This is a genomic window from Lishizhenia sp., from assembly GCF_057456495.1.
On sequence record NZ_JBVCPV010000102.1, the window covers coordinates 1 to 10,906 of the forward strand.

At 38.7% G+C, this 10,906-nt stretch carries 10 protein-coding genes; all 10 read right to left on the reverse strand.

Annotation, left to right across the window (positions count from 1 at the left end; all coding sequences use genetic code 11):
- On the reverse strand, positions 1-745 hold a 745-nt coding region (locus tag AC22ZQ_RS08610; RefSeq protein WP_318958374.1), incomplete at its 3' end, for a TIGR02757 family protein.
- Entirely contained in the window at positions 738-1,421 is a 684-nt protein-coding gene (locus AC22ZQ_RS08615) for an ABC transporter ATP-binding protein (RefSeq protein WP_318958375.1), read from the reverse strand. The genes AC22ZQ_RS08615 and AC22ZQ_RS08610, both read right to left, overlap by 8 nt.
- Positions 1,422-1,499: 78 nt before the next feature.
- Positions 1,500-2,117 (reverse strand): L-threonylcarbamoyladenylate synthase, encoded by a 618-nt coding sequence (locus AC22ZQ_RS08620; RefSeq protein WP_318958376.1) that lies wholly within the window; start codon positions 2,115-2,117, stop codon positions 1,500-1,502.
- Positions 2,118-2,228: 111 nt separating this feature from the next.
- A complete protein-coding gene (locus AC22ZQ_RS08625; protein WP_318958377.1) occupies positions 2,229-2,849 on the reverse strand; it encodes a TIGR04282 family arsenosugar biosynthesis glycosyltransferase in 621 nt (206 codons plus the stop codon).
- Positions 2,836-3,342 carry a rhodanese-like domain-containing protein gene (locus tag AC22ZQ_RS08630; RefSeq protein WP_318958378.1) on the reverse strand — a complete coding sequence of 169 codons (507 nt, stop codon included), beginning with the start codon at positions 3,340-3,342 and terminating at the stop codon, positions 2,836-2,838. Before AC22ZQ_RS08630 ends, AC22ZQ_RS08625 begins: the two co-directional genes overlap by 14 nt.
- Before the next feature lie 5 nt (positions 3,343-3,347).
- The gene (arsS, locus tag AC22ZQ_RS08635) at positions 3,348-4,415 is read right to left on the reverse strand and encodes an arsenosugar biosynthesis radical SAM (seleno)protein ArsS (protein ID WP_318958379.1); all 1,068 of its coding nucleotides are present in this window, start codon (positions 4,413-4,415) and stop codon (positions 3,348-3,350) included.
- A 4-nt stretch (positions 4,416-4,419) separates the two neighbouring features.
- On the reverse strand, positions 4,420-5,130 hold the full coding sequence (locus AC22ZQ_RS08640; RefSeq protein WP_318958380.1) for a DUF547 domain-containing protein: 711 nt from the start codon (positions 5,128-5,130) through the stop codon (positions 4,420-4,422).
- A gap of 571 nt (positions 5,131-5,701) precedes the next feature.
- On the reverse strand, positions 5,702-8,737 hold the full coding sequence (locus tag AC22ZQ_RS08645; RefSeq protein ID WP_318958381.1) for a DNA polymerase III subunit alpha: 3,036 nt from the start codon (positions 8,735-8,737) through the stop codon (positions 5,702-5,704).
- A 3-nt stretch (positions 8,738-8,740) separates the two neighbouring features.
- Positions 8,741-9,961: a DNA polymerase IV gene (dinB, locus tag AC22ZQ_RS08650; RefSeq protein WP_318958382.1), complete on the reverse strand. Its 1,221-nt coding sequence runs from the start codon at positions 9,959-9,961 to the stop codon at positions 8,741-8,743.
- A gap of 287 nt (positions 9,962-10,248) precedes the next feature.
- A partial coding sequence (locus AC22ZQ_RS08655; RefSeq protein ID WP_318958383.1) for a PP2C family protein-serine/threonine phosphatase occupies positions 10,249-10,906 on the reverse strand: 658 nt, incomplete at its 5' end.

Consider the following 10,906-nt stretch of genomic DNA (forward strand, 5'->3'; position numbering starts at 1 on the left):
CACCTAGTCCAAACAAGGCGTAATCATATTTTACAGGATCCGTTTTATCGAATTTCCTCAAATTGGTCATAAGCTCTTCCAGTGCGGTCCAATCGTTCTGTTTTCTTTTTAATAAACCAAGTTTTCGGGCAACATTCCCGGTGTGAACATCAAGTGGAAGCATGAGTTCTGAAGAGGGGATGGAATCCCAAACTCCGAAATCTACTCCTTGGTTATCCTTTCTTACCATCCACCTTAGATACATGTTAATGCGTTTCGCCGCACTTTTTTTAGCAGGATTAGATAAATGTTTTTCACTTCTCTTTTCGTGCTCCGTACTCAACATCGCATCGCGAAAATTTATGATTCTCCCCATTGCTCCGGGGTAATCATTGTGCGATTTAAACACGGCTTCTAGTCCACCCAAATTGCGGTAAATATTTTGAAGTGCTCGAAAGAAAAAATCCAGATCTACTTTGTTAAAGGTTCGATGAACAAAGTCAAACTCCTCAATTTGAGAAGGTGTGTAATTCAGGATGAAATCATGAGGCTCTTGCCGCATAATTTCCATCATTTTATTTCCGTTTTTTATAATGGAGGTCCTGTTTCCCCAAGCGATTGTCGAAACGAGAAGTCCGCTAATCTCAATGTCCTCTTTTTGGGAAAATTGATGTGGGATTTGTATAGGATCCGTACCGATAAAGTCAGCAGCATTGTACGCTTTGAACTTAAAGTCTAAAAGTTCTTTAATCTCAGTTTTATTCACTTTCTGTAGCTGTTACAGGTTCGCTATTTACAATTAATCCGTCCGACATAACTAATTTTCTATCGGCCATATTTGCCAAGTTTTCATTGTGAGTTACTATCACAAAAGTTTGACCAAATTCATCTCTTAATTGAAAGAAGAGCTTGTGTAATTCTTCAGAATTTTTTGAATCTAAATTCCCCGAAGGTTCGTCAGCGAAAATCACTTTGGGCTGATTAATCAAAGCTCTAGCTACTGCTATACGTTGCTGTTCACCGCCAGAAAGCGCATCGGGTTTGTTGTCGTTTCTATTTTCAATATTTAAAAACTTAAAGATTTCTTTGGCTATTTTTTCAGCTTCAGCTTTGTTGGTTCCTTTTATTAAGGCAGGCATTATTGCGTTTTCTAAAGCTGTAAACTCTGGTAAAAGTTGATGAAATTGGAAAATGAAACCCAATTGTTCATTTCTAAATTTGGCAAGTGATTTTTGGGTTAATTTAAAGGGATTCACGCCACCTATTTCAAGGCTTCCTTGATCTGGTTTTTCAAGGGTTCCAAGAATTTGAAGTAGTGTAGTTTTTCCAGCTCCTGATGAACCAACTATACTAACCACCTCACTTTTTGATATGTTTAAATCAATTCCTTTTAGAACTTCTAAATTACCGTAAGATTTAATAATTCCTTGCGCTTTTAACATGGAAACAAACTTAATGATTTTTAAGGAGCTCTTGAGTTGAGCACCTTCCATTTTTATGTGGGAAAATCTCCTATTTAGTTAAAGGTTTATCTCTCCTGCTCCCTGACGTAAAATTTCAGGTTCGCTACCTGTACAATCAACAACGGTAGTGGCTTCTAATTTACCCATTCCGCCATCAATGATGTAATCTACTTTTTCATCCCAACGTTGGTAGATTTCATAAGGATCTGTAAAGTATTCCATTAAAACATCATCATCGTCATGTAGGGAAGTAGTGGCAATTGGGTTACCTAATTCCTTTACAATAGCCAAAATGATTTCATTGTTAGGAATACGAATACCGATTTCTTTACGGTTCGTTCCAAAGAGTCGAGAAACATCGTTGGTAGCGTTCATTACAAAAGTAAAGGGACCTGGCAAAGAACTTTTAAGTAACTTAAATGTTGGTCTGTCTATTTGCTTGACGTAATTAGAAACATCACTCAAGTCACTGCAAATAATGGAAAATTGAGATTTTTTTAGTTTAACATTTTTAAACTCAGCCAATTTGTCCAAACCCTTTTTACTCTCGAGGTCGCACCCCATGGCATAAACAGAATCGGTAGGATAGATGATAACTTCTCCTTGGCGAAGCTTGTTTACACAATCTTTTATAATACGTTGATCGATGTTGTATGGGTTTATTTCTATAAGCATGCTGTAGTGTTTAAAGCTAAGGTAAGGAAAAAATAGTAGGATGTTCAGACTATTGGTTTCCTATTTTATTGAGTATCCGCAATTTTAGGGTTGAACAAAGCAGGAACTTCCTCAGTCATTTAACACTTTCATTCCATTAATATAATTCGGACGCATCCAATCTTCTTCATAGTCGATATCAGATTTAGGGGCTAAAAGCGCATAGGAAACTCCTTTGTCCTTTAGTTCTTTAGTGGTTAAATCAAAAAGCTTTTCGGTGCTCCAAGGTTTATTCTCAAAAATGAAATCGTGCATAGAACGCATCGCTAATAAATAGTAGCCTCCATCTAAGGCTGGACCTATAACTACTTCATGCTCATCTAATAATTCTTCTGCGCGGAGTACATCTTCTTCATTTATTTCGGCACAGTCTGTTCCTATGATGATAACTTTAGAGATACCTTGCTTAAAACTTTCTCGAAACGCATGTTTCATTTTATCGCCTAAATCTCCTTCTACTTGAAGTCTTTTTTCAAAATTATTCTTACTCCAGCGGTCTTCTCCTTCTATATTCCAGGCATAATAGACATGTTTTGGGAAAGGCAGTTTATCTGTAAATTCTATGGTGTAATCCAAAAGTTGTTCATAGATTTCTAAAGCCTTGTCGTCGCCAACCGTAGCGGCTAAACGCGTTTTTACCTTTCCTTTTTCTACGTTCTTTGTAAATAGAAGCAATACGCTACTCTTCCTCATATACTTTTGGTGCTTTTTTTACCCAACGTCCCCAAAATTTGTTGTAGGCGTGGACTTTTCTCGTTGTTTTTCCAGATTTATCTTTCATAGGTCTAGCTTGATCGGCCCATAGAAAAATTCCTCCGTATAAATTATAAACATTGTGGTAGCCCTTTTGAGCTAGTTTTTCGGCAATATTCTGACTTCTCACACCAATAGAACAATACACAATGACGATTGCATTGGTGTCAATTCCCTTGAGAGCAGACCATGAGAAATTATCGTAGCCCGTGTAGATAGCTCCTGGTAAATGACTTACGTTGTATTCTTCTCGTTCTCTTGTATCTAAAAAAAACACGTCATTGGAATCTAATAAATCTTGGGCAGAGTCTTGCGATATGGTAGGGAAGTGGTATTTCTTCTCTATCATGGTTTTGAAGTCGGGGTCAATTTCATTTTGACCCCAGACTAAAACTCCGATTAAGGAAAATAGTATCAATAATGCCTGTTTCATTCTAATTAAGTTGTTGCTCCTTGACAACTAGAACCTGCTCCAGCTGTACAACCGTAACAGTGTTGGCCAAGAATAATATTTCTATCTGCCAGTAAGTCTTCATCAAATTCACTGATGTGACGTGACTTTGAAGCTACCTTCAATTGTAACATTTGGTTGAAGTCACAGTCGTACAAATTACCTTGCCAGTCTACAGAAATCGTGTTTTTACACATTACATTTTCTGCGGCAACAGGGTTGTATGCGTTCACTAATTTATCCATATACTCCTCGTATCTTCCAGCTGCTAAAATGAAGTCTAGAAAACGTGAAATTGGAAGGTTTGTAATCGTGTAAAGGTTGTTGAAGCTAATATTCCAATCTTCTTTTAACCTTACTTTGTAGTCGTTTTCTAAAGATTTTTGCTCAGGTGGTAAACTTGGACCTCCTGGGTTGTAAACAAGGTGTAAGTTCAATCCAGAATCAGCCATTCCGTATCCCAATTCATTCAATACCTTTAAGGCTTCAATCGAACGGTTAAATACTCCAGAACCTCTTTGTTTATCTACGTTGTCTTGTGTATAACAAGGCATAGATGCAATCACCTCCACACCGTGGTCTTTAAAGAATTGCGGGTAGGTTCTGAATTTTTTGTTCGAAACTAATATGGTAAGGTTACTACGAACTATCGTCTGTACATTTCTTTTGGTAAGTTCTTCTACAAACCAAATGAAATGAGGGTTCATCTCTGGAGCACCTCCTGTTAAATCAACAGTTTTTACGTCGGTTTTGTCTATGGCCTTTAGAATATCCTCCATGGTTTCTTTGGTCATAATCTCCTTACGTGTTGGACCTGCATCTACGTGACAGTGTTCACAGGTTAAATCACACATGTAACCAACATTTACTTGTAAGATCTCTAATTTAGTGGGGCGTAAAGGAAACTGGTTGTGTTCTTTTAATTTATCAGAAAAGCGTGTACCGTGTAGTTTGTCTTTTTCCAAGAGTTGAATTTGGTTTGGCGCTTTGGCCAAATAACTATCTCGTCTTTGTAAGGATTGTAATTTCTCTTTTTTTTCTGTTGAAGTGCTCATATCTCTATGCGTTGATGTTCCAATTATAGCTTAAGTATTCTACTTTAGCGGTTGATTTAATTTTTATTTTGCTGTATTTATTCAAGTAGTTAATGATGCTACCCGCAGAAGCGAAATCATCTTTGTACCACTTAAAAATTTCTGAAATCTGAATTTTATCTGCCGTAATTTTATTGCGCTTACTATCGTTGATAAATAGCTTGGCCTGTGTATTTAACTGCGTTTCCAAAGTACTTGCTTCGTAGGCTTTATTGAGTAGGATAGGACAAGAGTAAGAGGCGCAATTTACTGCAAAGTGTATACGTGGGTCTTTAAATTTTGCACGTAATTTTTGATGTTCGATGTTGTTGAGTGATAAAGTTTCTCCTCCTATTTTTATCCATTTGTAATCCCAAGCGCTTTGCTCACCATATTTAATATCAGTTATGCTTTTCAAAGGGTAGTGCTTGAGCATCATTTTTAGAGTGTACGCGTTATAGGCATTTATCCAATATGCTTTTACTGCGTTGTCTGTCCATTTGTCTGTGGGAGCTGATGTCTCTAGCGTTTTGAGGTATGCGTCGAGTTGACCCATATCTTTTTTTATCGCGGCATAATCTACATTTCCTGCCGCACTTACATGTTTACTCAATAGTTTTGTAAGGGGTGCATGACTGGGTTGTGCCCAGCTAGCCGTTGCGATGCAAATAATTAATAGGGTAAGTAATTTTTTCATGTTTTGTTTGTATGACTTGTTTAATTAGTCGCAATAACTTTGCCTTGCTTACAATAGCCAAGAAAGTTAACAATTTTCCTAAGCTGTTGTTCTAATATACCAACGTTTCAACCCTTGTTTTGGATGTTGTTTTAGGCATTTATTTGAAGAATCGTTTTTCTTGTATGAGCTTTCTTCCTGATTTAATGGAGGTTTCGAACCTGAAATTTTTTCGAAAAAAATCAAAAATAGGTATGAGGGCGAGTTGTTTTGAGCGATGTATTTTCAAACAGGTATAGAAGCGATAGCTTTGCTTTGTGGCTGGCCAGCAGTACTTGGCGCAGTAAAATGCCCTAAGAAATTTTATGGCGCTTTAGTAATGTGGTGAGCCAAAAAGTAAACTACAAGCGGATAGACCGGCAGTTTGCCAAATTTTTCTCTTCTTATAATTGGGGCAATTTTACGGGCTGTACATTTTAGTCCACCCTCCAAATATCAAGTAGCTTTTACCGCTTCAAATTCACTTCCGGTGGTCGTAAACTATTAGCGTAAGCTACTAAATATTTGGTTTGCGGCGCTGCCATTTCCATCCCTATTGCAGGGGTTCGTTTGCTTGCTTTTTCTTCTTTTTAAAATCTATAGCTGTCGTAAAATTGTTGGTCACTACTTTTCCTTGTTCTTCTTGGTGTTCTACCTCTGTATATCTTGGGTCATCCTGAAAAGCCACCTTGCGCATACGATTTACCTCTATGGTGTGGTAGCCAAATTCTTCACTAACCACGCCTTTGAATTTGTAAATACCCTTGCCTTGAAAAGGATACTTTTTGCCTACAAAAGGGAAGTGGACGGTGTCTAGCATTTCACCATTTATGTCCATAAAAGTACCAAAGTACATGTAGTCTTTGTTTACCGTTTTAGAGCGTTTCAGGGTAATGAGATAACCGAAACTAATAACGGTTTGGCCCAGGTGTTTAGAGAGTTTTTCGGCGGTGACATGGGGAGGGATATTCTCCTTAGATAAGTTAAATGGATTAATCAAAGGAAAACCTATGAGTTCCATCTGTTCGAAACTAGCTTCGTAGGGGGCTTCTTGTAACTCGGGTAGCGTAAATTGTTTTTGAGGCGGGTAGAACAGTACGGGCTCTCTATGGTTTTGTTTATTGGTGTTGTGGTAAAAGTGCGAGCGCCAAAGCAACTCTTTTTTCCCTTCTTTAAAGTCGCGCAAGGCGCCAATGCGTATGATAAGGTTAAGTTGTTCGAGCGGAATGTGTACGCGGTTAATTAAATCGTCGAAATTTTCAAAGCTTCTGCGTTGACGTTCGAGCATTATTTTGTGTAGTACTTTGTGCTCACAACCATGTACCAAATTAAACCCCAAATAAAGGGTGTCTCCCTGTATAGAACTTTGCCAAGAGCCTTTGTTGATGGACGGTGCTTCTATTTTAGCCCCCAACATACGCGCTTCATGTACATAGGTCTCGGTGCGGTAATAGCCTCCAAAATTGTTGATGGTGGCCAACATGTATTCTAGCGGGTAATAGGCTTTTAAGTACAAACTTTGAAAACTCTCTACGGCGTAAGAAGCGGAGTGCCCTTTGGCAAAGGCATAGCCTGCAAAGCTTTCTATTTGTCGCCAAATTTCTGCCACATCTTTTTCTACATAACCCTTGTTTTTACAGTTGTCAAAAAACTTGTCTTTCACCTGTAGAAACTCTTCTCTAGATCTGTATTTGCCCGACATACCTCTGCGTAGTACATCAGCTTCTCCCAGGGTGAGTCCGCCAAAATGATGGGCAACTTTAATTACATCTTCTTGGTAAACCATAATGCCATAGGTTTCGGGCATAATTTGCAGCATTACCGGGTGGGCTTCTTTTCTTCTTTCTGGGTTTTTATGACGCAATATATATTCGCGCATCATACCCGATTGGGCAACACCCGGACGTATAATAGAGCTGGCCGCCACCAATTCTAAATAACTTTTCACCTCTAGCTTTATCATCAACATGCGCATGGCTGGAGATTCTACGTAGAAACAACCCAAAGCTTGTGCCTTCATGAGCATTTCTTTGATTTTTGGGTCTTCCTTAAAATGGGCCACATCTCTAATGTCGTGCGGTGGGTTATGGGGTTGATTTTGATGGATGATATCTATACAGTCTTTAATTTTTCCTAACCCACGTTGACTCAAAATATCAAACTTGTATAAACCAACGTCTTCAGCTTCGAGCATAGAAAATTGAGTAGTTGGAAAACCTTTGGGGGGCATAAAGCAGGCGCTGTACCAACTTGTGGGGCGTTCGCTAATAATAATACCACCAGCGTGTATGCTCAGGTGAGAAGGGAGTCCTTCTATAAATTTGCTGTATTTCAATACTAAGCGCCCCATTTCATCTACCTGACGGAGGTTTTTTCCGTTACTTAACTGATCGATATCTGCCTTGGGCAAACCAAATACTTTTCCCAATTCGCGTACGGTAGCTTTGTATTGAAAGGTATTGTAAGTACACAATAATGCTGCGTTAGGGAAGCGTTCAAAGATGTATTGGGTAACATCATCTCTATCTTTCCAAGAAAAATCTATATCGAAATCGGGAGGAGTTTTTCTATAGAGGTTAATGAAGCGTTCAAAATAGAGGTCTAATTCAAGCGGATCTACATCGGTTATTTTTAACAAGTAAGCGACAATGCTGTTGGCACCGCTTCCTCTACCTACATAGAAATAACCTTTGTTTCTGGCGTAATTGATAATGTCCCAGGAAATAAGAAAATAGGAAAGGTATTCCTTCTCGCGTATGATTTCTATTTCTTTTTCTACACGTGTTGTAATGGCGGGCGTAATTTCATTATAACGTTCATTCATGCCTTTGGCGCAGAGTTTTTTCACCAACTCGTAATCTTCCTGGCAAGAGCCTGTATAGCTTTTTAGATTTTGAGATTCTACTTCATCACCAAACTTGAAATGTATGCTACAACTTTGTGCTATTTCTTCGGTGTTGGCAATAATTTCTGGGTACTCCGCGAAGCTTTGGTAGAGTTCTGCTTTACTTATAAAAAGATCGTCGGCATTTGCTTGTTCTGAAACGGGTAGGGCAGAGAGCAGACAGTTGTTTTCTATGGCGCGTAAGAGTCTGTGTGCGTTAAAATCACGCTTGTTAGCAAAGCTCATGGAGTGCAGGATTACTGTCTTATCCGTGTGTTTTAATTTCTTCCAGTTGTAGTCTTGTAGGGTCTTTTTAGAAACACCTATCCACTCATTCGGACCTAATTTTTTGGGCGCTTTTTGCCAAGGGTAAATGGTGATGCAATTACTTAAGTAGGGAGCTAAAGCAGGGAATTCCAATTCTTTTTGAAGATGTTCAGAAACAAAGGTGTTAAGTTCATGAAAGCCTCTGTTGTTGGTGGCCAAAATCACGTAGCATTGCTCCATGCCGTTGCGCACATCTATCCCCACAGCTGCATTGAACTCTTTTTCTTGAGCATACCTGCTTAAGCTCAAAGCCGCCGTTGAGGTATTGATGTCTGTAATAAAAGCACAGGTGTAGCCAGCCTCTTTGTAGAAGTCAACAATGCATTCGGGAGATTTTAAACCGTAGCGTAAACTATATTTACTGTGCGTATTGAACATAAATTAAACGCGTCTATTGGCTAATAACATGGGTGGTTCTCCTTTGAAAGGGTTGTATCTGCCTATGGTACGGGCTTCTAAACCGGAGGCTCTTACTAAACTTCTATCGCCGTATCTATCGCGTATAGTATCCATGGCGCTGTATAAATCGGCGAGTTTACTGTTTTCATTGAATAAACTTATCTGGTGGTTTCCGTTTACTAAATGACTCAAGCGTATACCTATTAAGCGCACCAATACTCTACGGGTATAGAGTTTTTTAAAGAGTTCCAAAACCAACGGAATGATGTCGTGATCAGCTGCGGTGTAGGGAATTTTTTTCTGTACACTTTGAGTTTGAAAATCTGAATAGCGAATTTTTACGGTAACACACGCACATACTTTTTCAGCTCTACGCAGTTGAAAGCTTAAATTCTCAGCCATGGCGGTGAGGATAGCTGTTAGTTTTTGTATGTCTATGGTGTCTCTATCAAAAGTGCGCTCTGTAGAAATGGATTTTCTTTCGTTGTACTGCACTACAGGACTGTTGTCTATACCGTTCGCTTTGGTCCATATCATTTTCCCATTTTTCCCCAAGGCACTCTCCATCATTTCTATAGGCATATCCTGTAAAGTTTGAATTTTACGTATGCCCAGATTACAGAGTGTTTGGTAGGTTTTTAGTCCTACCATAGGGATTTTACGTACAGAGAGGGGACTTAAAAATACGCGTTCTGTACCTCTGGAAACCTGCATTTGATTGTTGGGTTTTGCTTCTCCGGTAGCAATTTTAGAAACCGTCTTATTGGGGGATAGACCAAAGGAAATGGGGAGTCCCGTTTCTCGCATAATGCGTTGGCGCAGTTCTGAGCTGTATTTTAAGCATCCAAAAAACTTATCCATCCCCGTAAGGTCCATGTAGAATTCATCTACGGAAGTTTTCTCGTACACGGGAGCGGCTTCTTTGATGATTTCAGTTACCATATTTGAGTACTTGGTATAAGTCGTACTGTTTCCTTTAATAATAATGGCATCTGGACATCTTTCTCTGGCCATTTTCATGGGCATGGCAGAGTGTATACCAAATAGGCGAGCTTCGTAGCTACAAGAAGCTACAACACCTCTATCACTGGTTCCTCCAATCAAGATTGGTTTGCCCACGAGTCGGCTGTCAATCAGGCGTTCACAGGACACAAAAAAGGTGTCCAAATCCATGTGAACAATGGCTCTGTTATCACTATTCATACTCCAAAATTTAGTGCATAGCAAGCTATAGCCATATTTCTATGTTGCTGATGCTGAGTTGATACGTCCTTTTAAAGGACAACTAAAAAATGAGAAGTTGAATGCTTCTATTACCTGTAGAATTAGGTAGAAGAAGTTTGCTTTATTCTCCCTTCGTCATCTTTACAAATTTATTAAAAAATACAATCTTGATTAAATTTAAATCTAAATAATGATTAAAAATTAATCATTTGTAAAGAGAGTGAATGAGAACGTAAACTATTTATGTTTAAAAAAAAGGGGGCTTTTTAGATTTCAACAATCATTAGACAAACATCATCAACCTGTTCGTTGCTGCCTTTCCAGGTTTGGAAAGAAGTGCTTAATTCTTGGAGAAGAACATCTACACTTTTGGCACCGTATGCAAAGACGAGGTTACGCATTTGATTTAGCTTAAATTTCTTGTTTTTAGGACCTCCAAATTGGTCTTCGAAACCATCTGAAGAAAGCATGATTTTATCACCTTTTTGCAATTGGAATTCAACCAATTTAAAGTTAGAGCTAACATTAGATTTACCAATACCTTTACGGTTTCCTTTGATTTCTAGTATGTTTAAACCATTCTTGCCGCTGAAATTCATTTCCGTAGGAATACGATTTAAGAAAGAGCTGGTTTCGTTAAATACCCAACAGTTAAGGTAGGCTCCACTAAATTGAAGTTGCAAGGTGTTTACATCAAGTCTACACAAGGCGATATCCATACCATCATGTATTTCTTCATTCTCACTAGCTAATACCTGTGGAACTTCGATGTTCAAGTGGTCCAAAATAACATTGGTATCTGTTAACTTTAATTCGTGTAAACACTTGTTGAGAACAGAAGAAGCCACTAAACTTACCATAGCCCCTGGTACTCCGTGCCCTGTACAATCTGCTACACCAAAATATACGTAGTTGCCAATTTTC